Origin of the sequence: Winogradskya consettensis (genome assembly GCF_018332715.1) — a bacterium.
Lineage (GTDB): Bacteria > Actinomycetota > Actinomycetes > Mycobacteriales > Micromonosporaceae > Actinoplanes > Actinoplanes consettensis.
Genome location: NZ_BOQP01000016.1, coordinates 224,691 through 245,197, shown reverse-complemented (window position 1 = coordinate 245,197; position 20,507 = coordinate 224,691). Strand labels below are relative to the sequence as shown.

Here is a 20,507-nt window from a genome sequence, read left to right as displayed (position 1 = left end):
CAGCTACCCCGTCACCGCAGCGTCCAGCGTCGCCTCGACCGTCGCGATCATGCGAACAACATCGACAACGTCCTCCTGGAACTCCAGGGCGACGATCTCGTAAGGATCAGCGGCACGGCCGTCCGCGGTGGCAACCACGTAGCGGTAGCCGCGCGGCGTAGATGGGGCGGCACGGACGCCCCAGTAGGCGGCACGCCTCACCGCCGCGAGCCGCCCCAGAAAAGTGGCGAGATCGGTCTGCAGGGTGAACCAGTCGTCCGCCTCGAACTCGGCCAGCGGCAACGCCTCCACGTATCGCTGCAGCCGCGGGATAAGCGTCGCCGGATCGCGCTCGGCGGCCTCCGCCCCGGCCCCGGTCAGCTGGACGATCGCCGCGAAGTTCCGGCGCCGCTCCGCATTCCACTCCAGCAGGGTGGCCAGCCCGGCAGCCAGAGGGTCAGTGTCCGCCACCGGCGAAACGGTACCCTGAGACCCCCAGCCGACGCCCGCGCGCATCGCCCTGAGTGCATGGACGAACCTGAATCAGCTACCGCGTCGCGGGTTCGCCCGGCACGGTGAAGAGCGGGTTCCAGGGCTCGTCCGGGCCGATCGGATATTCGGTCGAAGGGGCGTCGCCGGTGGAGGACCAGCGGGCCTCGTAGGGCAGGCCGTTGAACAGGACCCGGTCGCCGCGGGCGTAGACGGCGGTCGAGGACCACCGGGCGGTGACGCCGGTGACCGTGGGGCTCGGGACGGGGGCTTTCTCGCCGGAGCCGACCGGGCCGATGACCGACCACGGGGTCGGGGTGGTGGAGTCGCCGGCCGCCGACGGGTCCGAGCCGGCGTTCGCCCATTTCGCCTCGTAGACGACGCCGTGCCAGACGACCTTGTAGCCGCCGACGTACTGCGCGGTCAGCCGCCAGATGGGGTAGGGGCTGGTCGCTGGGTCGTCGGCGGTCGTGTCCTGGGTCGGGACGGTGATGGCCTCGCGACCCGAGGTGCCGACGGCGGCGCCGGGCAGATCCGCGAAGACCGAGGAGAAGGCCAGAGCGTCCTGGGGTACGCCGCTGCACGTGTTCGAGTGCACGACGACGTTCGAGAACGTCCCCTTGCACGGAGCGTCGCGGTTCAGCGACCACATCGACACCCGCCCGAGGCCCTTGTCGACGGCGTACGACGCGAGCCCCTTCGCGTCGTCGACCGTGAAGCGTTCGGCGTCGACGTCGTTCTGCCCGATCATCGGGGTCGCGCCGATCCGGGACCACACCTGCGGCGACGTGAGCTGCACGCCGAGCCGCAGGTACAGGTCGGAGAGCTGCTTGTGCGTGGCTTCGAGGGCGTCGGTGCTCAGCTCCAGCATGTCGGGGTCGGAGCCCTGCTCGGAGCCGAAGTCCATCGTCATGACGTTGACGCCGCGCAGCGAGACGCCGCCCTTGAGCGTGGCCTGGACCGCGGCGAGTCCGTCGGCCGTCAGCCCCGTGGGCGCCACGGGCAGCGTCAGCCACACCTCGAGCGGGTCACCTGCGGCCGTACGCTCCGCCTGGATTGTTGTCAGTGCCGTTGCCCGCCGGGTCAGGGAGGCCTGGTCGGCGACGGCCGTGCCCTCGATGTCGAGATCCAGGGTCGCCACGTCGTAGCGCTTGACGAGCTGCCGGTAGGCGTCGGTCAGCTTGGCCTGATCGGTGCAGGCGACGGCCAGCTCGCTGTTGTTGAGCCCGCCGACGCTGAGCATGACGTTGCCGCCGGCCGCGCGCAGCTGGCTGATCCGGCGGTCCAGCTCCAGGGACGCGGCGGCCTCGTCCGGGGTGTAAGCGCCGCCCCAGCTCGGTGAGCAGCCGTCCTTGGGATCGGCGACGACGAACGCGAGCGCCACGTTGTTGGACGGGTTCGCGTCCGGATCCTGGAACTCGAACGTCGGGGTGAGCGTGACGTCGACGTACGGCACGGCCCACGACTTCGCGGTCGGGCCGGACGTGTCACGCAGGTGCAGCACGGCGAACGTACCCCCGGTGCCCAGACCTGCCACCAGCAGGATCAGGAAGCCGAGCCGGAGCCACGACAGCCGCTCGGCCGGGGGTTCGGGTTCCTGCCAGTCCGGGTCGGCGAGCGGGTCATAATCCGGCCGCACCGCCTGCTGAGTGACCATAACCCCCCGATCGGCAGTTTTCCGCGCCGCTGAAGCCCTCGTGATCACAAAACATTCAGGCGGGGTCGCGCAGCCGCCGATGAGAGGGGCATGCAGTCATCTCCGAGACAGTGGGGCGCGGATCGGCGGTCCGCCCCGCACCCGCTCGTGGCGCCTCCCGTCTCCGAGGGCCGGATCAACCGTGGCCGGCTCGCGATCGTCCTCACGATCACCGTCTGGGCCTGTTACATCATCGGTACGATCATCCAGCAGTTCATCGCCGGTCACGCCAGCAGCGCGCGGCTGGCGGTCGAGGCGATCGTGTACATGGTCGTCGTGACCGGGCTGGCGGCATCGGCAACCGCGTACCTCATCACCCGGATCGGCTTCTTCTACCGCAGCCGGGCCCATCACCGGGCGCCGCGGGTCATGCTCGACAGCTTCCTGCAGGGTGAGACGCCGACGGTGACGGTCCTGGTGCCGTCGTACCAGGAGGACGAGCGGGTCATCCGCACCACGCTGCTGTCGGCGGCGCTGCAGGAATACCCCGGCCTGCGGGTCGTGCTGCTGATCGACGACCCGCAACAACCGAAGACCCGGGCCTCACGGGACCTGCTGCTGGCGGCCCGCGCGCTGCCGGGGGCGATCGAGGCCGAGATGAGCGTTCCGTACGAGCGGGTGCGGGCCGCGTACGAGAGGTTCGAGGACGCCCTCGACGAGCGCGACCAGCGCGCCACCACCATCGACGACATGCGTGACCTCGCCGCCGAATACCGCTACTCGGCCGGCTGGCTGATCGGCCTGGGCCGCAGCCAGGACATGGTCGACCACACCGACGTCTTCTTCGTCGACCACATCCTCAACGCGCTCGCCGAGGACCTCGGCACGATCGCCGAAGCCCTCGAGGGCGGCGCCGACGAGGACGCGACGCTGCCGGTGCCGCGGATGCACCAGCTGCACCGCCGCCTGCTCGCCGTCTTCGACGCGACCATGAGCAGCTTCGAGCGCAAGAAGTACGTGTCGCTGTCGAGCGAGCCGAACAAGGCCATGAACCTCAACAGCTACATCGGCCTGATGGGCGGCAGCTTCCAGGAGGTCAGTACGCCGCTCGGTGTCGCCCTCGTCCCGGCCGGCCCCGGCCAGGCCGAGCTGACCGTCCCCGACCCCGACTACGTGCTCACCCTCGACGCGGACAGCGTGATCCTCCCCGAGTACGCGCTCCGCCTCGTCCACCTGCTCGAACAGGGCGCCCACGAGCGCGACGCCGTGGCGCAGACGCCGTACAGCGCGTTCCCCGGCTCCGCGACCCGGATCGAGCGCATCTCCGGCGCCACCACCGACATCCAGCACATCGTCCACCAGGGCATGACGCACTACGGCGCGACGTTCTGGGTCGGCGCGAACGCAGTCCTGCGCAAGAAGGCCCTCGACGAGATCCGCGAGGTCGCCTACGAGGGCGACTGGGAGATCCGCCGTTACATCCAGGACCGTACGGTCATCGAGGACACCGAGTCGACGATCGACCTCGGCGTCAACGGCTGGACGTTGTACAACTACCCGGAACGCCTCGCCTACAGCGCGACCCCGCCGGACTTCGGCTCGCTCTGCATCCAGCGCCAGCGCTGGGCGAACGGTGGGCTGCTCATCCTGTCGCGGCTCAAGGACCAGTTCCGGGCGAAGACGGCCCGCGGGCAGAAGAACCGCTTCGGCGAGCTCTTCCTGCGGGTGAACTACATGGCCTCCATCTTCTGGAGCTCCGTGTGCCTGGTCGTGATGCTCGTCTACCCGTTCAACGCGGACCTGCTCAATCCGATCCTGCTGCTCGTCTCGGTGCCGTACTTCATGATGATGAGCGCGGACCTCAAGGCGTGCGGCTACAAACGCGTCGACGTGTTCCGGATCTACGGGTTCAACCTGATCCTGCTGCCGGTCAATCTCTCCGGCAGCTTCGCCTCGATCCTCCAGCTGCTGACAGGCGAAAAGAGCGCGTTCAAACGTACGCCCAAAGTCCGCAACCGGACGACCGCCGCGACCTCGTACCTGCTTGCCCCGATGGCCCTGATCGCCCTCTGCGTCTACACCGCCATCCGTGACGTCCAACTGCACCAGTGGTCCAACCTGGTCTTCGCCGGCCTGAACCTGCTCCTGTCGGTCTACGCGATGGTGGCGTTCGTCGGCGTGGGCAACACCATCGTCGACTTCTTCACCCACGTCCGCAGCTGGCTCTACCGCCCGGTCAAGCCCCGCAAGCGTGCCGTTCCGGCTGCGCCGGCGACCAGCCCGGCCACCCACGCCGAGGCCCGCGCGATGGCCCCGACCGGCGCGATCGGCGACTGGGCCTCGGTTCTGCACTACCGCTCCGACCGCGGCTCCACCGGAGGCCTGGTCGCCGTCCGCTCGGCCCAGGCCCCGGCCTCGGGCCGCACGGTCCGCCCCGCCCGCTCCAGCACCTTCGAGGAGTTCACCTTCTTCACCGTCTTCCAGCCCATCTCCGACCTGAACTCCGGCGAGGTCGTCGGCTACGAAGCCCTCACCCGCTTCGCCGACGGCACCCGCCCGGAACGCGGCCTCGCCGCCGCGGAGGCCCAGGGCCAGGGCATCGACCTCGACGCCGCCCTCATCCGCGCCGCCCTCGCCTCGGCCACCGCCCTGCCGGCCGGAACCTGGCTCTCCCTCAACGTCTCGGGCGACCTGCTGCGCCGACCGCGCGAGCTGGAACCGCTGCTCGCGGAGACCACCCGCCCGCTGATCCTGGAACTCGCCGAAGCGGACCGGGCAGAACTCGACAACCTGCCCTCCGGCGTACGCATAGCGGTCGACGACGCCGGCGCCGGCTACGACACCCTGGCCCGCCTCGAAGCCCTCAAACCCAGCTTCCTCAAACTCGGCCGCGAAAGCCTTGCCGGCGTGGAAACCGAGGGCGCCCGCCGCGCATCGATCCGGTCCCTGGTCGAATTCGCCCGCGAGAACAACTGCACCATCATCGCCGAAGGCATCGAATCAGCGGCGCAGCGCGACGCCCTCGTCAACTGCGGCGTGCCGCTGGGCCAGGGCTTCTACCTCGGCCGCCCGGTCCCCATCGAACGAGCCCTCGCCGACGCCGCCCTCCCCGCCGGCCGCCCCGCCTGACCCAGCACGGCTTCCCGGCCATGGTGGCGCAGGGCGCCGGTGTCGTGTTCGCAGCCGGGCCGCACGGCCGAGGTCGAGAGCGGCCGGCCGTCCGGGACGGTGATGATCTACACGTTCTCGCCGTGGTTGTCGTGCTTTCCCACCAGCCGGCCATACCTCGACACCGACCAGCAACGCCTCACACGGCGGCGGGCAGCGCCGAGTTCAGGCCGGAAGCCCGGTCGGCCGGCACGGTGAGGCTTTCGTGCGGGTAGATGTAGCCGGTCGAGGCGCTGACCTGGTTGCCGGCGGCCGGCTGAAAGGTCCGGGTGCCGTCGAGCAGCCGGCGCAGGACCGGGATCGTCCCGGCTTGTAGCGGCCGAGCGACCGGGTTCCGGCCCTGGTCACGAGGCATCGGTGTGCGGCGTGCAGCAGAGCGGACACGAACATCACGGTGTCCTCGGATACGGGCAGCGTGGTGCTACAGGTGACACTCATGCCTGCGCGGGGGCCCCTGGCGTGTGAAGTGCTCTCCGAAAAGTCCCCTTCCTACTGGGCTTCTGCGCCCCTTCGTTGCACCACAAAAAGCTTCTAACACGATCTGCTGAATCGATGTTGATCAGCGCGACGATGTGAAGGTCAGTCTCGTTCGGTGGGTATGAGCAAGGCGTGGGTCATGAATGACCGTCTGTGGGAGTTGATCGAGCCGTTGCTGCCGCCGTGGCCGGCGAAGGCGCCCGGGCCGCGACCGGTCCCGGACCGGTTGTGCTTGCAGGGCATCTTGTTCGTGCTGCACACCGGGATCGGCTGGGAAGACCTGCCGCAGGAGCTCGGGTTTGGTTCGGGGATGACCTGCTGGCGGCGTTTGCTGCGGTGGACCGAGGCCGGCGTGTTCGACCAGGTCCACCAGATCCTGTTGGCACGGTTGAACGCGGCGAACCGGATCGACTGGACTCGAGCGGCGATGGACGGTAGTCACGTCAACGCTAAAAAGGGGGTGCCGGGACAGGCCCGTCGCCGGTCAACCGCGGCAAGCCAGGCTCGAAGCATCATCTGATCTGCGACGGCAACAGCACCCCGATCTACGTGCTCACCTCTGGTGCGAACGTGCCCGACATCGGCCGGGCCCTTGACCTGCTCGACGGCTACCCACCGATCGCTGGACTCCGAGGCAGGCCACGACGCCGCTTCACCGCGCTGCTGGCCGACAAGGCCTACAGCAGCGAAGCGTTCCGGCAGGCATGCCGCGATCGCGGCACCGAACCGATCATCCCGAAGCCCAAGACCCGTGGTATCAAAGGCCTCGGCAAGCTGCGCTACGTCGTCGAGCAGACCTTCGCCCTGCTACACCAATTCCGCCGGCTGGCCGTCCGGTGGGAACGCCGCCTCCACATTCACGACGATCTCGTCAGCCTCGTCTGCGCCCTGATCTGCTGGCGCCGACCGATCAACTGGAACGAACAGAGATCGTGTTAGGGGCTTTTACCCGGGGAGTCTCGCCGAGGGCTGTGGGTGTCGTCTCATGCGCAGGCGGTGCCGTATTTGATTCGCCATCGGCTGGTGAACCGGGCCCAGTTGAACAGGTCACCGGCGGCACGCCTGCGGTCACGCTCGTGTGCGGCGACAGCCTGCGCCCGGCTGGTGTTCGCGTCACGGAACAATGCACGTGCTGCCTCGATCCACATGAGCTTGCCGTCCGGCGTCCGCGCCTCAGGAGAGTCACGCCGCAGCCGGGCAGCATGGCCGAGGGCTTTCCCGAAAGCGCGCCGGACCTTATGCTCACGCCGAAATTCTTCGGTTGCCGCGGAGTAGTTCCGGCGTCGCGTAAGGTCACGCATCCACGCCAATTCAACGGTCGTGAAGATCTCCAGCTGCGCGAATTGCATTCCTTGATTCTTGTCAGGGAACTTCATGATCGGAAGGGCTGGGCGTGCCATTACGGGGTTGAGAGGGATCACACTGATGCGATTGACAAATAGCGATTATTTAGGCATACGCCAGGCGGTGGAGGCAGCTCGGAAGGCGACGATTGTCATGCCGGCGCCCGCTCTGGGCAGTAACTGAAAGCACGCAGACCCTTACGCGGAATAGCTCGGCGGGCTCAGTGACGACCTCGCTGAGCGGATCGTCGGCCAGATCAGTACATCAGCGCGACCGGGCGGATCGAGAATGCACAGTCTCATCCTCTGGGGGCCCGCGGTATCGCCTGCCGTACTACGCTTGCGCGCATGCGTGACCGCATTGCTGACGAATGGCTTGCTGAGATTGCCGGGTATCCGCTCGGTGGCACTCAGCGGCCATTGCTGGCGCAGCTGGTGGAGCTCGCGGAGCACGGGGTGCTGACGTTGGGCCACGCGGACGGCGGGGTGCTGGTGGAGGTGGGCGAGGTGCCCGCCGCCGGTGAGGCTGCGACTGCTGTGCTGGGTGCGCTGCTGCCCGGCGGCCAGAAATCGTTGCTGCTCCGGCCCGGTCAGCACACCAGGACCTCCGGAGTGCTGCTGCGGGCGGCGACGCGGAGGACCTGGGAGGCGGGCCTGTGGCGTGCGGAGCGGTCGGTTCCGCGCCTGCTCGTGGTGGGCGGGGCCGCGTTCTTCGGTGTGGCGGTGCTGCCGGTCGTGCTGGCCCTGGGCGGCGCTCCCGACTGGGCGCCGCCGGTGGCGTTCTTCGTGGTGGCCGCGATGTTGCTGCTGTCGCTGCCCCTGGTCCGGGACTGGGTGGCCCCGCGGGTGCTCACCCCGGCCGGGCAGGAGAGTGTGGCTGAGCTCGTCGCCTACGTCGGGTCGCGGCGCGCAGCCCCCGACGCGCCACTGGCCGACCGGGTGGCGTTCGGTGCGCGGGACGACTGGTCGACCAGCACCGAGCTGATCGACCAGTTGTCCCTGGCGTTTCGTTAGACGGGGTGGATGCGCACTCCGGAGACGACGCGGGTGACCTGGCCCTGGGGGAACGGGTTGTCCGGGGTGAGGCCGAGGGCGAGGGAGAACTCCAGCGCCATGATCTGGCACGGGACCGCGTAGGCGAGGGCCCGCAGGGTGTCGTCGCCGTCCGGCAAGGCAGACAGGACGACCACCTCGTGCCCGGCCAGCTCGGCGATGATGTCGTCGTCGTACTGCCTCGTGTACGGGTCGCCCGAGGTGTGGACCACGATGAGCGTACGGTCGGTGAGCACCGATTTCGGGCCGTGCCGGAAGCCGAGCGGCGAGTCGAACCACGTACCCACCTGCCCGGCAGTGAGCTCGAGCATCTTCAGCGCGGCCTCGCGGGCCATGCCCTGCAGCGCACCGCTGCCCAGGTGCACGATCCGGTCGAAGCCGCGCCGGGCCAGCTCGCCCGCCCACGTGGGAGTCTCCTCGAGCGCCCGGGAAGCAGCGTCGACCAGCCCGTCCAGAACTGCCGAAGAGACCGGCGCTCCCAGCGTGAGCCGGGCCGTCAGCAGCATGCAGGTGAAGCTCGACGTCATCGCGAAGCCGGTGTCGTTCGAGGCGGACGGCATGGTCAGCACCAGCGAGCCCGGCTTCCCGGCGCGTGCGGTGGCGAGCGCGCCGTCGGCGTTGCAGGTGATGATCAGGTGGTACGGGTCCTCCAGGAAGCGGTCGGCGAGGTCGGCCGCCGCGACGCTCTCCGGGCTGTCACCGGAGCGCGCGAAGGACACCAGCAGGGTGGGGGCGTCGCCGCTCAGGTAGTCGCAGGGTGCGGCGACGAGGTCCGTGGTGGCGATCGCCTCGACCCGGCGGCCGAGGGTGTGTTCCAGGTGGGTGGCCAGCACCTGGCCGATGAACGCGGAGGTGCCCGCGCCGGTGAGGATGATCCGGGCCCGGGGGTCGCTCAGGATCGGGTCGAGGAACGCACTCGTGGTCGGGCGGCGCTCGGTGACGTGCCGGGCGACGTCCTGCCACAGGGCGGGCTGCTGCGCGATCTCCCGGGCGGTGGCGGGCTCGATGAGATTCGATGTCATTTCACACTCCCGGCCAGCAGGCCGTTGACGACGTAACGGTTGAGGGCGACCGCGATGGCGGCGGGCACGGTGATGGCGAGTACCCCGGCAGCGCTCAGGAGCGCGTACGGAACCTCGTGCCGGCCCTGCAGCGCGGTGATGACGACAGTGAGGGGCTGCGTCGAGATGTCGCTGGACAGCACCAGTGGGAACAGGAACTGGCCCCACGCGAACAGGAACGTGATGATCGCGGTGGACACGACGCCGGGCATCGCCAGTGGGAGCACGATCCGGGTCAGCACCTGCATGCGGCTCGCCCCGTCGACGCTCGCGGCCTCCTCCAGCGCCACGGGCAGGGACACCATGTAGTTGTGCATGATCCAGGTGGCCAGCGGCAGGAATCCGGAGACATAGACCAGGATGATGCCGGTGTACGTGTTGACGAGCCCGGCGGTGCTCATCAGCCGGTAGAGCGGGATCAGGGTGGCGTAGGCAGGCAGCGCCATGGTCGCGAGCACGCCGTAGAACAGCAGATCGCGTCCCCGGAACGTCATGCGGGCGAACGCGTAGGCCGCCAGCGTCGCCACCACCACCGTGATCACCGTCGACACCGTGCACTCGACGACGATGTTGAACGTACCCTGCCGCACCTGGTCCGGAATGTCACCGGCACCGGACAGCAGCGCCTTGTAATTGGCGAGGGTCGGGTGCGGTGGCAGGTAGTGGGCCGGTTTGCTGCCCACCTCGGCGTCGGTCTGGAAGCTGACGTTCACCACCCAGTAGAGCGGGAACAGCGACCACAGCAGGATGAACGCCACGCCGAACCAGCGCACGGGATGCCGGCTGGTCATCAGAGCTCGCCGGGCCATCAGAACTCCACCTTCCGGTAGACCAGCCGCACCACGACCCAGGAGAGCAGCAGCGTGGCGAGCGTGATCAGCAACGACAACGCGTACCCGGCGCCGAAGTCCAGGTTCTGGAAACTGATGAAGTAGGTCTGCATCGTCAGCGACGCCCCGGTCTCGGCCGCCCCGTTCAGCACGTACGGCTGGTCGAAGACGTTGAGCGTCAGGATCAGCGCCTGGACCATGGCGACCGCGATGCCCGGACGGGCCAGTGGCAGCGTGATCCGCACGAAGCGGCTCCACGCCGAGCAGCCGTCCAGCGCGGACGCCTCGTACAACTCGTCCGGGATGTTCTGCAGCGCGGCCAGCACCAGCAGTGCCGAGAGCGGGGTGATCTGCCAGACCTGCACGATCTCGATGAGCAGGATGGTCAGCCAGCGGTTGCTGCCGAGGAAGACCTGATACTGGTCGACCAGGTGAAACGACGTCAGGGCGCTGTTGAAAAGGCCCACGTTGGCGTCCCAGATGCCGCTCCAGACGATGCCCTCGACCACGCCCGGCAGCGCCCACGGCAGGATCAGCACGGCGATCACGATGGACCGGCCGCGGAACCGCTGCTGCAACGCGAGCGCCATGCCGATGCCGAGCACGGTCGTCAGGGCCATGCCTATCACGGTGTACGCGATGGTGTTGCCCAGGCTGCCGAGCACCGCCGAGTTGTGAGCCAGCGACCGGAAGTTGTCGAACCCGTTGAACCGGGTCGGCGGGTCGAGGGGCTGCACCCGGAAGAACGCCTGGACCAGCGAGTACACCGCCGGCACGACGGCCAGCCCGACAATCACGAGGGCGAGCGGGGCAACCAGGAGGTACGGCAGCAGGTCGGGCCGGCGGCGACGGGCGGCCACGGTGCCTGCGGTCATGAACCGCTCGCCGAGAGCTGGTCGGCCGTGTCGCCGATCTTCTTCAGGGCCTGCTCGACGGTCACCGAGCCGGTCGCCGCCGAGTGCAGGTTGGTGTAGACGGCCTGCGAGAACTGCGGGTACCAGGAGGGCGCGCCGCCCGGGAAGATCGGCTGCGACGAGGTCTGCAGCATGGTCGCCAGGTCCTTGCCGCCGATCAGGCTGCCCTTGTCGGCGAGCTTCTGCACGGCCGAGACGTGCGACGGCAGCGCGTACCCGGGCATCGCCTTGTCCGGTCCGCTGAGACCGGCGAAGTCGGCCTGGTTGTCGGCGTCGGTGAACCACTTGATGAACAGGGCCGCGGCCTGCGCGTACTTGGCCGTGCGCGGCACGCCGATACCGTCCGGGTTGGAGTTGTTCTTTCCCGGGCCGGTCACGCCGGGTGTCGGCAGGTAGGCGACCTGATTGGCCACGGTGGACGACTTCGGCACGTTGTAGAGGCTGCCGACCATGCCCGAGTAGTCGCTGAACACGCTGGCGACCTGCCCCTTGGCCATCAGCGTCTGCTGGCCCTGGGTGTCGGTCACGTTGATGTTGCCCGGCGGCACCAGGCCCTGCTTCATCGCGTCGACCATCCACGCGGCGGCCTTGTAACCGGGCGAGGCGGGGTCGGTGAACGCCGGCTTGTACTTGTCGTCCAGCACGGTGCCCCCGAAGGCGGCGGTCGTCTGGTACCAGTACGTCGACAGGCCCTCCGCCGCAGCGAACGGGATGTTCAGCGGGTACTGCACGGTCCCCTTGCTCTTCAGCGTCTTCAGGGCCGCCGTGTACTCGTCCAGCGTCTTCGGCAATGCCACCCCGGCCTGTGTGAACATCTTCTTGTTCACGGTGGTCACGCTGAAAGAGGCGTCATAGGGTACGCCGACCACGTGCCCGCCCGCCGTGAACGACGTCAGCTGCGGCATGTCCGCCTCGAGGGACTTGGTGTCCATCAGCTCGTCCATCGGGTAGAACGCGTTGAGCTTCGACAGCTGGCCGACCCGGGACCAGTCGACGTCGGTCGCGTCCGCGAAGTACGTCTTGGCGGTCACCGCCGCGGTGATCTTCGTCTGCAGGCTGTCCCAGTCGACGTTCGTCCACTTGACCGTGATCCCGGTCTGCTTCGTGAACGCGTCGAGCGCGGCCTGCGGCGGCGGATCGGTGGCGAGCACGACCGAGATGGTCACGCCGGTGGTCGGGCCCGCGGTGGGCGTCTTGGTGTCCGAGCCGTTCCCGCCGCACGCGGCCAGCAGGCCGGCAACCCCCAGGGCGGCGGTCGGGATTGTCATCAACCGGGGCAGTGCCATGCGGCGACCTACTTTCGCTTGTGCGTGTTCGCTCACTTCTCACGCACGCTGGTTGCTCGTCCGACACACCCTGCGGCTGCTCAAAGTCCCATGTCAAGCCTGTTTTACAAAGATGTTGCGCAAGCAATCACCCAGCTCCCGTAAAACTGCGCGTTTGCGCAATCGTGTCGCGTGTTCGTAAAGTCTCGGCATGCAACGTGCGCAGCGGCTCAACGCGATCGTGGCCCGCGTGGTCGACTCCGGCGAGGTCGAGGTCGCCACCCTCGCCGAGGAGTTCGACGTCTCCCTGGCCACGATCCGCCGCGACATCGACTCCCTGCAACGCAAACGCCTCGTCACGCGCACGCACGGCGGCGTCCGCCCCCACGACTCGTTCTACGACCTGCCGCTGAGCCTCAAATCAGCCCAGGACCTCGCCGAGAAACGCCGCATCGCCCAGCGCGCCCTCGAATTCGTCGACGGCGCCCGCGTCATCGGCATGACCGGCGGCACCACGGTCACCGAGTTCGCCCGCGGGCTGCTCGACCGCCAGGGGCTCACCATCGTCACCAACGCCCTCAACGTCGCCACCGACCTGCTCGCCAACCCCGGCCTGCGCGTCTTCGCCGCCGGCGGGGAGGTCCGCCCGAGCAGCCAGGAGGTCATCGGCCCCAGCGCCGAAACCTTCCTCGCCGAATACAACCTCGACGTCGCCATCGTCGGCGTCGACGGCGTCGACGCCCGAGCCGGCTGCACCAACTACGACCCCGCCGGCTCCCGCGTCAACCGGGTCCTCGTCCAGCGCGCCAAACGCGTCATCGTCCTCGCCGACGCCTCCAAGATCGGCCACGTCGCCCTCGCCCCGGTCTGCACCTTGGCCCAGGTCGACATCCTCCTCACCGACACCCGCCTCCCCCCAGCCGACGCCGAGGCCCTGGCCACAGCCGGCTGCAAGGTCCTGCGCGCCTGATCCGTCACCGGGCCGTGGCGGTCAGGAGCAGGTATTCCCAGTCCATGGCGCCGCCGCCGAGGTCGTGGCTGCGGGCGAGGCCGGCGAGGTCCCGGTCCAGTGCGGCTACCCGCTCCGGGTTGCCGGCGATGCGGCGGTAGGTGGCGACCGTGGGGCCGTACCGTGCCTTGAAGAAGTCCCGGAAGGATTCCGGGGTGGCGAATGCGTTCACCCGCAGGGTCTGCCGCCGCGCGTCGATCTCCGTGACGCCGGCGCCGAGCAGGTCCGTCACGTGGGCCGGGTCGCCCCACAGCGGGGGCGGTTGCAGCGCCTGCGCGTCCCCCTCCTCCCAGCGCACCCGGACCCCACGCCGGGCCGCCTCCTTCGCCCCTGCGTCCAGCAGTTCCGGTGTCACGTCCGAGGCGGTGACCTCCGCACCGGTAAATGCCGCCGGGATCGCCGCGTTACCTGAGCCGGCTGCCACGTCCAGCACCCGCATTCCCGGGCCGGCGCCGCACGCCTCGACGAGGACCGGGCCGAGAGCCGGGATCACCTCGCCCGCCACCGATGGATAGTCGCCGAGTGCCCACACCGTCGTCATGAGCCTGACGGTAGGAGTCACCCGGACGAGCCCTCCAGTACAGGATGTGTACTGGCCCCCGATCGGGTGGCGCGCCTACCGTGCTCGGTATGGGAGTGACCTACCAGCAGTTCTGCCCGGTGGCCAAGCTGGCCACGGCCGGTGTGGTGATCCGCCGTCCGGCCGGCTCGGAGGTTCACTATCTGCTGACGCCCGCCGGTCGCGAGCTGGAGCCGATCGTGATGGCGCTCGGCGTCTGGGGCACCCGCTGGATGGGCACCCTCGGCGACGCGGACCTCGACCCGAAGCTGCTCCTGTGGGACATGCACCGCCGCGTCGACCACTCCGCCGTGCCGTCCGGGCGGACGGTGATCCAGTTCCGCTTCGAGGCGGTGCCGGTGCGCCTGCGCGACTGGTGGATGGTGGTCACGCCGCCGTGGAACGCGGCGTCCACGCTAACGGCTGAGCATCGCCGAGCCGAGGATCGCGAGTTTGTCGGCGGCGTCGGTGCCGGCGTCGGGGTGGTAGACGACCAGCATCATGCCGTCCGTGCCGGCGATGTGGAGCTTCTCGCGGTTGAGGATGAGCTCGCCGACCTCGGGGTGGTGGAACGGAACGGCGACCGCGCCGCCGCGGGGTCGGACGTCGTGGCGGGCCCAGAGTTGCCGGAAGAGCGGGCTGGCCAGGGAGAGCTCGCCGACGAGCTCGATGAAGCGGGGGTCGTCGGTGTCCGTGCCGACCGCCTCGCGGAAGCTGGCGACCAGTCCGGAGGTGACCGTTTCCCAGTGGGGGAAGAAGAGATCCTGCTCGCCGGGGTCGAGGAAGACGTCCCGCAGCCGGTTGGCGCCGACGACCAGGCGCGGTGAGAGGGCCCCGGCCATCGGGTTGGCGGCGAGGATGTCGAGGTAGCGGCCCTCGACGAACGCGGGCATCGGGAGCATCGCCACCAGTTTGGCCGTGCTGGGCGGGACGGTCTCCTTGCGGGGACGGCGGGGGCGGTGGCGGGGTTTGTCACCGGCGAGGCTCAGCAGGTAGACGCGCATGGGATCGTCGAGGCGCAGGACCCGGGCCAGGGATTCGAGGACCTGCACCGACGGGTTGCGGTCACGGCCACGCTCCAGGCGCAGGTAGTAGTCGGCGCTGATGCCGGCCAGCATCGCGACCTCCTCGCGGCGCAGACCGGGCACCCGGCGCACCCCGAGCACGGGAATGCCCGCGTCATCGGGGGTGACGAGCTCCCGGCGCGCGCGCAGGAAATCGCCCAGCAGGTTCGGTGCGTCGCTCATACCCCCACGGTAGGCCGTGCCAGGGCACCGTGAGGGGGCCCTGGCACACCCCCTACTCGCAGCCGAGGCCGCTCTCGTAGCCCTTGGGCATCTTGCCGGCGGCCAGCTGGTCGGCGTACTCCCAGAAGATGTCGGGCCAGTCGCCCTCGGCGTTCATGTCGTTGAGGACCTTCCAGTGGTGACTGCCGCTCATGGCGGCGGCGGCCCGTTGCTGCGAGACCTGGTCGCCCACCTTCTTCGCGCGGATCCATTCGTGGATCCAGCCGCAGCCGATCCGGCCGGTCACCCGGGCGCCGAACTGGTAGGCGTCGTTGGTGCCGAGGGCGCTGAGGTCGGTCATGCTGAAGCCCGGCGGGACCGGTACGCCGGTGAGGACCTCGGCCAGCCGCGTGTCCACCCGGTCCGGGGTGACGATCTCCGGGGGCATCGCGGCGAGCCAGCTCTGCACGTCGACCTGTTTCACGTCCGCGATGACCTGCTCGAACTGCGCCCGCGTCCAGCCGGATGAGGTGCGCATCTCGACGTACGTCGTGCCGCGGGGATGCAGCATGACCGCGAAGTCGTCCTTGCTGTACGTGAAGATGTCGGCCTTCGTGCCCGCCACCTCGACCTCGACCGGTTCGCTGACATCGAGGCGGTCCTGGTAGAAGTCGGGGTACAGCTCGGCCGGGGACCAGTCCATCCCGAGCTCGTGCTCACCGTTGGTGAACGTGATGCTGCCGGAGTCGTCGGCGAAGCCGTTGACGTTCGTCACCGTCCAGCCGGGTTCGCCGATCAGCAGGCGGGGGTTGCGTTCGGCGGCCTTGAGCACCATCGCCGAGAAGTCCGCCGCGGTGGTGGTCGACGTGGCCGAGGGGGCGGCGTACTCGCCGACCGGCTCGTTCCGGTTCAGCAGGGCCGCGCCGACGGCGACCGCCAGGACGGCCGCGGCGACCCCGGCGGCGGCCAGGCCACTGCCCATACCGCGGCGGGCCCGGAAGGGGTGACGAACGGGCTGGGACACGATTTCCTCCAGGAGACTCCGGTCGGCCCCACCGAGACCCGCGGCCGTCCCCGATCGGTACGGGTCGGCGTCGGCGATCATCCGGTCGAGCTGCTCGTCGGTCATCTGTCCTCCTCGGTGGCGTGCAGGGCCATGACGTCGAGTACATGTCCGGGTGGTCCCAGGTCGTCACCGACGAGGTCGCGCATTCTGCTGCGGGCCCGCGACAGCCGCGTACGCACAGCAGCCGCACTCACGCCGAGCACAGCGGCCGCCTCGCGCGGTTCGAGGCCCTCCCAGAACGTGAGCATCAGAACCTCGCGGTCCAGGTCGCCGAGCCGGGCCAGCGCGGCGCGGACCGCGAGCCGTTCGGGCACCTCGCTGCCCGGGTCACCGCCGGTGGCGACCCGCAGGCGCAGCCGCAGCCGCTCCCCCAGCCGGCCGCGGCGCTGACCGGCCCGGTGATGGTTGGCGAGCACCCGCCGCGCGACGCCGTACAGCCATAACCGGGCCTCGTCGTCGGGTGGCATCTCCCGGGCCCGCCGCCAGGCGACGAGGAACGTCTCGGCGACCACGTCGGCGGCGTCCTCGCTCTGCTCGACCCGGCGCAGGGCATACGCCAGCAGCGACTCGAAGTTGGCGGCGTAGACGCGGCGGAAGCGGTCCTCGTAGCTCACGTCTTCTTCATGTCCGGCAGGCGCCGCATCGTGACAGGCTACTTCCGTGCCCCGATAATGGATCAACGTCGATGAAAGCGCGGGTCTCATGGCACGACTGATCGTCTGGATCCTGCTCGCCGCCACCCTTGTGGTGCCCAGTCCTGCCAGAGCGGCGGTGGTGGAAGCGTGGACAGCACCGCTGAGCACCCGCGGGCGGTACATCGTGGACGCCACCGGCGCCCGGTTCAAGCTCAAGTCCGGTAACTGGCACGGCGCGAGCGGCACGTGGAACGGTGACGGCGATCAGAACGACGACGCCGCCCATCACGCCGGGGAGAACGCCGGGCGCGTACCCATGGGCCTCGACCGGGCGCCGCTCACCCGGATCGTGGCGGGCTTCGCGGAGCTGGGGCTCAACAGCGTACGGCTGCCGTTCTCGAACGAGATGGTGCACGACCCGCAGCCGGTGGCCGACACCGCCGTCGCCGCCAATCCGCAGCTGCGCGGCCTGACCCCGCTGCAGGTCTACGACGCCGTGGTCACCGCGCTGACCGGCGCCGGGCTCGCCGTGATCCTCAACAACCACACCAACACCACCCGCTGGTGCTGCGGCGTCGACGGCAACGAACGGTGGAACGCGAGCCAGAGCGCCGCCGCGTGGGAGCAGGACTGGGTCTTCATGGCCGGCCGCTACCGGAGCAACCCCAGGGTCGTCGGGGCCGATCTCTACAACGAGGTACGCCGGACCGTGCTCGACGACCCGAACTGGGGCCTCGGCGACGATCACGACTGGTTCGCCGCCGCCCAGCGCGCCGGCGAGCGGATCCTCGCCGAGGCCAACCCCGGCCTGCTCATCATCGTCGAGGGCATCAACTGGACGGGCATCCCCGTGGACGGGTTCGCGCACGAGAGGCCGACGCTGGCACCCGTACGCCAGCTGTCCCACACCCTCACCACCTCCGGCAAACTCGTCTACTCGGCGCACTTCTACGACTACACCGGCCCGAACCACAGCGGCGCGACCGGCACCGGCGAGACGACCGACCCCCGCTACCGCGACCTGAGCCGCGCCGACCTGTTCGCCACGCTCTACCAGCAGGCGTTCTACGTGGCCGCCGAGACGGGCCAGCACTTCACCGCCCCGGTCTGGATCAGCGAGTTCGGCATCGACGGCAACCCCGGCACCGGGGCGAGCCAGCGCGCCTGGTTCGGCAACTTCGTCGACTACCTCATCCAGGCCGACGCCGACTTCGCGTACTGGCCGGTCGTCGGCTGGCAGGAGACCCGCGCCGCGAACGGCTGGGCGCTGCTGTTCTGGGACGAGGCCGGCAACCGCGCCTCGGTGAACGACGCGGGCGACTGGCGTACGGCCGACTGGCAGCGGTTAATCGCTGCCCCCTCGAGGAACGGCCAGGTCGACCCGGTCGCCCGCTGGTCCATGCTCAGCCCCGACCACGGCGACTACGTCCAGTCCCTGCGCATGCGGGCGGCGGGTGACTGGGACAACGGCGCGCGCAAGGCCGCCTGCCCCGACGATCAAAGGCTCATAGGCCTGAGTCGTACGGGAAACCGCGCACTGTGCACCGACGTGTCAGCCACGGCCCTCGGCACCGGCGCCTTCCAGGCGGTCACCGACGAGCGTTACGCCACCTCGGGCGACTGGGCGTCCGGCTACACGAAGTTCCAGTGCCCGGCCGGATCGTTCCTGACCGGCTACGCGGCGCGCGGCGCAGCGGTATCGAGCGCCCTGTGCACACCATCGTCACGGACCCTCGGCACTGCCGGCCGCACAGTCTGGTTCGACCGCGGCGACAACCGCCCGGCAGGCTCCCCCGGCGGCGACTTCGCCGCCGGCAACTACAAAGGCCAATGCACCAACGACGAGTACGCCGCCGGCATCGCCTTCACCCGCCGCGCCTTCTCCTCGGGCAACCCCGCCGCGCTCTACTGCCGTTCGCTAGTGGGTTAGGCGCCACCACAGGGACGGGTCGGGCGTGGCGGTGTCGGCGCGCAGCTCCACGCGTACGGGAGAATCGGCGGGACCGGCCTCGACCGTGCCCACCATCGCCCCGGTCTCCACCTCGGGGCCCGGGGCCTTGGTGCTGAGCCGGACCTCCACGGCCAGGCCCGGCCACCCGACGACCTTGACCGGCTCGGCGGGGCGGACCGCGCTGGTCGCACCCCAGGCCGTCCGGACCTCACCGAGCGGATCGGCGGCGAGCAGCGTGTACTGCTTGACCACCGCCGCGACCTTGGCGAGCAGCCTGCGGACCACCTTGTTGACCTGCGCGAGCTGCTCCGGCGTGTTCGCACCGGGCTGGTTGAACACCGCCCCGATCACGGTGAGCTTCTTACCCGCCACGGTGAGATGCGAGGAGAACACGAGGTTGCCGCCCGCCTCGTCGGTCGACCCGGTCTTGATCCCGAAGACCCCGTTGCTGCCGAGCAGGTCATTGTAGTTCCGGATCTTCCCCACGACCGGGATGGTGGCCGACGGCAGCGCGACGATCTCCGCGAAGACCTCCGACTTCAACGCGGCCTGCGCGAGAATCACCTGGTCAGCGGCCGTGCTCGTGGTGCTGGGCAGGAACCCGCTCGGGTCGGTGTAATCGGTGTCGTCCATACCGAGCTCGTCCGCCGCCGCGTTCATCTTCGTCAGGAACGCGGCTTCGCTTCCGGCATCCCACACCCCGAGCATGTGCGCCACATTGTTCGCGGACGGCAACATCAACGCCTCGAGCGCATCCCGCTCCGTCATCACCTCACCGGCAGTGACCCTCACCAGCGACTGTCCCATGGGGATCCGAGCGTTGTAGTCAGCCACATCCGCCGCGGTCACGGTGATCCCGGGACCTTCGTCGTCCCCCTCCAGCGGATGCTCCTGCAAAATCACGTACGCCGTCATCACCTTGGCCACACTGCCGATCGCCGCCGGCGCCGTATCCCCCGACCGCCCGAGCCGCCCCAGCCCCTCGATCATGATCTCCGCCGACCCGGCCGACGGCCAGGGCATGTCGATCGCCTTCCCCGGGATCTTCAAGGTGTCGGCCAGGGCAGCGGTCAGGGTCGCCGCGGGGAGATCCTTGCTGAGCTGGAAGCCCCCTCCCCCACCGAGCAACCCCAGCACCAGCACGGCCACGGCGAGCAGAACGACCAGCTTGCGACGGCTCTTCTTCCCGGCTGTGGTGGTCACCGTGCCGCTCGGCGTGGTGCCGGCCGGCGCTCCGACCGGAGCGCTCAATGCCGGACGATTCGGAGTGGCAACCGGCGTCCCGTAGGCCGTGCCCACCGACCGGCCCGCCGACGACCCCGGCCGCGCCCCGGGCGCCTGAGTGACAGGCACTCCAGGCTGCGGACCGCCCAGCGGATTGCCACGCACGCCAGGCTGCGGACCGGCAGGCTCCAGCCCGGACGGCAGGGTGGCCGGCGCACTTGCCGAGGCCACCGGCCGCGCACCGAACGGCTGGGCAGCGGGGTTTCCCGCCTGCTGACCCGGCGACGCCCCGGGCCGCACACCGAACGGCGCGGTAGCCGGCGCACTCGCCGAGGCCACCGGCCGCGAACCGAACGGAGTGCCAGACGAGGTCCCCGGCGGAGTGCCGGGCGAGGTCCCCGGCGGAGTGCCGGGCGAGGTTCCCGGCTGGCTGCCGAATGGCGGGGTGCCTGGCGTGCCGGTCGAGGTCGCCGGGCGCGCACCGAACGGTGTCCGGCTCGGAGTCACGGTAGCTGCGGCTTGCGGACCGGCCGACTCACCGGTCTGCCCACTCGGCGGCGGGCCGGCCTGAACGCCCGGACGCGCACCGGCCGGAGAGCCGAACACAGTCCCGGCCGGCCCA

Annotated in this window: 18 protein-coding genes and 1 pseudogene; 6 read left to right on the top strand and 13 right to left on the bottom strand. The window is 69.6% G+C overall.

What is annotated here, in order from left to right; all coding sequences use genetic code 11:
• Positions 1-3: 3 nt before the first annotated feature.
• A complete protein-coding gene (locus Aco04nite_RS16905; protein ID WP_212998165.1) occupies positions 4-450 on the bottom strand; it encodes a hypothetical protein in 447 nt (148 codons plus the stop codon).
• Between the two features lie 76 nt (positions 451-526).
• A complete protein-coding gene (locus Aco04nite_RS16900; protein WP_212998164.1) occupies positions 527-2,125 on the bottom strand; it encodes a chitinase in 1,599 nt (532 codons plus the stop codon).
• A 90-nt stretch (positions 2,126-2,215) separates the two neighbouring features.
• Here Aco04nite_RS16900 and Aco04nite_RS16895 point away from each other — a divergent pair, with 90 nt between their 5' ends.
• The gene (locus tag Aco04nite_RS16895) at positions 2,216-5,233 is read left to right on the top strand and encodes an EAL domain-containing protein (protein WP_212998163.1); all 3,018 of its coding nucleotides are present in this window, start codon (positions 2,216-2,218) and stop codon (positions 5,231-5,233) included.
• A 178-nt stretch (positions 5,234-5,411) separates the two neighbouring features.
• Here the strand turns inward: Aco04nite_RS16895 and Aco04nite_RS16890 are convergent, their stop codons facing one another.
• On the bottom strand, positions 5,412-5,627 hold the full coding sequence (locus tag Aco04nite_RS16890) for a hypothetical protein (protein ID WP_212998162.1): 216 nt from the start codon (positions 5,625-5,627) through the stop codon (positions 5,412-5,414).
• 243 nt (positions 5,628-5,870) lie between these two features.
• On the opposite strand from Aco04nite_RS16890, the gene Aco04nite_RS16885 reads away from it, so the two are divergent.
• Positions 5,871-6,688 (top strand): IS5 family transposase gene (locus Aco04nite_RS16885; RefSeq protein WP_212998228.1). Its coding sequence is split into 2 segments (ribosomal slippage): positions 5,871-6,201 and positions 6,201-6,688, totalling 819 coding nucleotides; the frame shifts between segments, so codons are not numbered across the junction.
• Positions 6,689-6,732: 44 nt separating this feature from the next.
• Here the strand turns inward: Aco04nite_RS16885 and Aco04nite_RS16880 are convergent.
• The gene (locus tag Aco04nite_RS16880) at positions 6,733-7,098 is read right to left on the bottom strand and encodes a hypothetical protein (RefSeq protein WP_212998161.1); all 366 of its coding nucleotides are present in this window, start codon (positions 7,096-7,098) and stop codon (positions 6,733-6,735) included.
• Between the two features lie 342 nt (positions 7,099-7,440).
• On the opposite strand from Aco04nite_RS16880, the gene Aco04nite_RS16875 reads away from it, so the two are divergent.
• Positions 7,441-8,106: a hypothetical protein gene (locus tag Aco04nite_RS16875; RefSeq protein ID WP_212998160.1), complete on the top strand. Its 666-nt coding sequence runs from the start codon at positions 7,441-7,443 to the stop codon at positions 8,104-8,106.
• On the opposite strand, the gene Aco04nite_RS16870 is transcribed toward Aco04nite_RS16875, so the two are convergent.
• The 4 genes from Aco04nite_RS16870 to Aco04nite_RS16855 are packed head-to-tail and all read right to left on the bottom strand — an operon-like array spanning position 8,103 to position 12,236.
• Positions 8,103-9,167, bottom strand: a complete 1,065-nt coding sequence (locus Aco04nite_RS16870; protein ID WP_212998159.1) for an SIS domain-containing protein — start codon at positions 9,165-9,167, stop codon at positions 8,103-8,105. The genes Aco04nite_RS16875 and Aco04nite_RS16870 overlap by 4 nt on opposite strands.
• On the bottom strand, positions 9,164-10,015 hold the full coding sequence (locus Aco04nite_RS16865) for a carbohydrate ABC transporter permease (protein ID WP_212998158.1): 852 nt from the start codon (positions 10,013-10,015) through the stop codon (positions 9,164-9,166). Before Aco04nite_RS16865 ends, Aco04nite_RS16870 begins: the two co-directional genes overlap by 4 nt.
• Positions 10,015-10,911 carry a carbohydrate ABC transporter permease gene (locus Aco04nite_RS16860; protein WP_212998157.1) on the bottom strand — a complete coding sequence of 299 codons (897 nt, stop codon included), beginning with the start codon at positions 10,909-10,911 and terminating at the stop codon, positions 10,015-10,017. Before Aco04nite_RS16860 ends, Aco04nite_RS16865 begins: the two co-directional genes overlap by 1 nt.
• Positions 10,908-12,236: an ABC transporter substrate-binding protein gene (locus Aco04nite_RS16855; protein WP_212998156.1), complete on the bottom strand. Its 1,329-nt coding sequence runs from the start codon at positions 12,234-12,236 to the stop codon at positions 10,908-10,910. The genes Aco04nite_RS16860 and Aco04nite_RS16855 overlap by 4 nt, the downstream gene beginning before the upstream one ends.
• A gap of 190 nt (positions 12,237-12,426) precedes the next feature.
• On the opposite strand from Aco04nite_RS16855, the gene Aco04nite_RS16850 reads away from it, so the two are divergent.
• Positions 12,427-13,185 carry a DeoR/GlpR family DNA-binding transcription regulator gene (locus tag Aco04nite_RS16850; RefSeq protein WP_212998155.1) on the top strand — a complete coding sequence of 253 codons (759 nt, stop codon included), beginning with the start codon at positions 12,427-12,429 and terminating at the stop codon, positions 13,183-13,185.
• Between the two features lie 4 nt (positions 13,186-13,189).
• Here the strand turns inward: Aco04nite_RS16850 and Aco04nite_RS16845 are convergent, their stop codons facing one another.
• Positions 13,190-13,765, bottom strand: coding sequence for a class I SAM-dependent methyltransferase (locus tag Aco04nite_RS16845; protein WP_212998154.1), 576 nt, complete (start codon positions 13,763-13,765; stop codon positions 13,190-13,192).
• Between the two features lie 44 nt (positions 13,766-13,809).
• On the opposite strand from Aco04nite_RS16845, the pseudogene Aco04nite_RS48860 reads away from it, so the two are divergent.
• Positions 13,810-14,010, top strand: a pseudogene (locus Aco04nite_RS48860) (winged helix-turn-helix transcriptional regulator); the annotation flags it as partial.
• Between the two features lie 189 nt (positions 14,011-14,199).
• Here the strand turns inward: Aco04nite_RS48860 and Aco04nite_RS16835 are convergent.
• From Aco04nite_RS16835 to Aco04nite_RS16825, 3 genes are read right to left on the bottom strand one after another with little or no spacing between them, the layout of a single operon-like run.
• Positions 14,200-15,030: a helix-turn-helix domain-containing protein gene (locus Aco04nite_RS16835; protein WP_212998153.1), complete on the bottom strand. Its 831-nt coding sequence runs from the start codon at positions 15,028-15,030 to the stop codon at positions 14,200-14,202.
• Between the two features lie 52 nt (positions 15,031-15,082).
• Positions 15,083-16,138 (bottom strand): hypothetical protein, encoded by a 1,056-nt coding sequence (locus Aco04nite_RS16830; RefSeq protein ID WP_212998152.1) that lies wholly within the window; start codon positions 16,136-16,138, stop codon positions 15,083-15,085.
• Complete coding sequence (locus Aco04nite_RS16825; RefSeq protein ID WP_244876055.1) at positions 16,135-16,689, bottom strand: RNA polymerase sigma factor; 555 nt, start codon at positions 16,687-16,689, stop codon at positions 16,135-16,137. Before Aco04nite_RS16825 ends, Aco04nite_RS16830 begins: the two co-directional genes overlap by 4 nt.
• An 88-nt stretch (positions 16,690-16,777) precedes the next feature.
• Here Aco04nite_RS16825 and Aco04nite_RS49615 point away from each other — a divergent pair, with 88 nt between their 5' ends.
• Positions 16,778-18,640 carry a glycoside hydrolase family 5 protein gene (locus tag Aco04nite_RS49615; protein ID WP_212998150.1) on the top strand — a complete coding sequence of 621 codons (1,863 nt, stop codon included), beginning with the start codon at positions 16,778-16,780 and terminating at the stop codon, positions 18,638-18,640.
• Here the strand turns inward: Aco04nite_RS49615 and Aco04nite_RS16815 are convergent.
• Entirely contained in the window at positions 18,629-19,912 is a 1,284-nt protein-coding gene (locus tag Aco04nite_RS16815) for a D-alanyl-D-alanine carboxypeptidase family protein (RefSeq protein ID WP_244876054.1), read from the bottom strand. The two genes, Aco04nite_RS49615 and Aco04nite_RS16815, sit on opposite strands and share 12 nt — an antisense overlap.
• Positions 19,913-20,507 lie beyond the last annotated feature (595 nt).

Bases quoted from the DNA above. Each gene is read 5' to 3' on its own strand.
- Aco04nite_RS16880 (WP_212998161.1), bottom strand. From the start codon at position 7,098: ATGCAATTCGCGCAGCTGGAGATCTTCACGACCGTTGAATTGGCGTGG.
- Aco04nite_RS16855 (WP_212998156.1), bottom strand. From the start codon at position 12,236: ATGGCACTGCCCCGGTTGATGACAATCCCGACCGCCGCCCTGGGGGTT.
- Aco04nite_RS16890 (WP_212998162.1), bottom strand. From the start codon at position 5,627: ATGCCTCGTGACCAGGGCCGGAACCCGGTCGCTCGGCCGCTACAAGCC.
- Aco04nite_RS16850 (WP_212998155.1), top strand. From the start codon at position 12,427: ATGCAACGTGCGCAGCGGCTCAACGCGATCGTGGCCCGCGTGGTCGAC.
- Aco04nite_RS16900 (WP_212998164.1), bottom strand. From the start codon at position 2,125: ATGGTCACTCAGCAGGCGGTGCGGCCGGATTATGACCCGCTCGCCGAC.
- Aco04nite_RS16860 (WP_212998157.1), bottom strand. From the start codon at position 10,911: ATGACCGCAGGCACCGTGGCCGCCCGTCGCCGCCGGCCCGACCTGCTG.
- Aco04nite_RS16870 (WP_212998159.1), bottom strand. From the start codon at position 9,167: ATGACATCGAATCTCATCGAGCCCGCCACCGCCCGGGAGATCGCGCAG.
- Aco04nite_RS16895 (WP_212998163.1), top strand. From the start codon at position 2,216: ATGCAGTCATCTCCGAGACAGTGGGGCGCGGATCGGCGGTCCGCCCCG.
- Aco04nite_RS16830 (WP_212998152.1), bottom strand. From the start codon at position 16,138: ATGACCGACGAGCAGCTCGACCGGATGATCGCCGACGCCGACCCGTAC.
- Aco04nite_RS16875 (WP_212998160.1), top strand. From the start codon at position 7,441: ATGCGTGACCGCATTGCTGACGAATGGCTTGCTGAGATTGCCGGGTAT.
- Aco04nite_RS16865 (WP_212998158.1), bottom strand. From the start codon at position 10,015: ATGGCCCGGCGAGCTCTGATGACCAGCCGGCATCCCGTGCGCTGGTTC.
- Aco04nite_RS49615 (WP_212998150.1), top strand. From the start codon at position 16,778: ATGGCACGACTGATCGTCTGGATCCTGCTCGCCGCCACCCTTGTGGTG.
- Aco04nite_RS16835 (WP_212998153.1), bottom strand. From the start codon at position 15,030: ATGAGCGACGCACCGAACCTGCTGGGCGATTTCCTGCGCGCGCGCCGG.
- Aco04nite_RS16845 (WP_212998154.1), bottom strand. From the start codon at position 13,765: ATGACGACGGTGTGGGCACTCGGCGACTATCCATCGGTGGCGGGCGAG.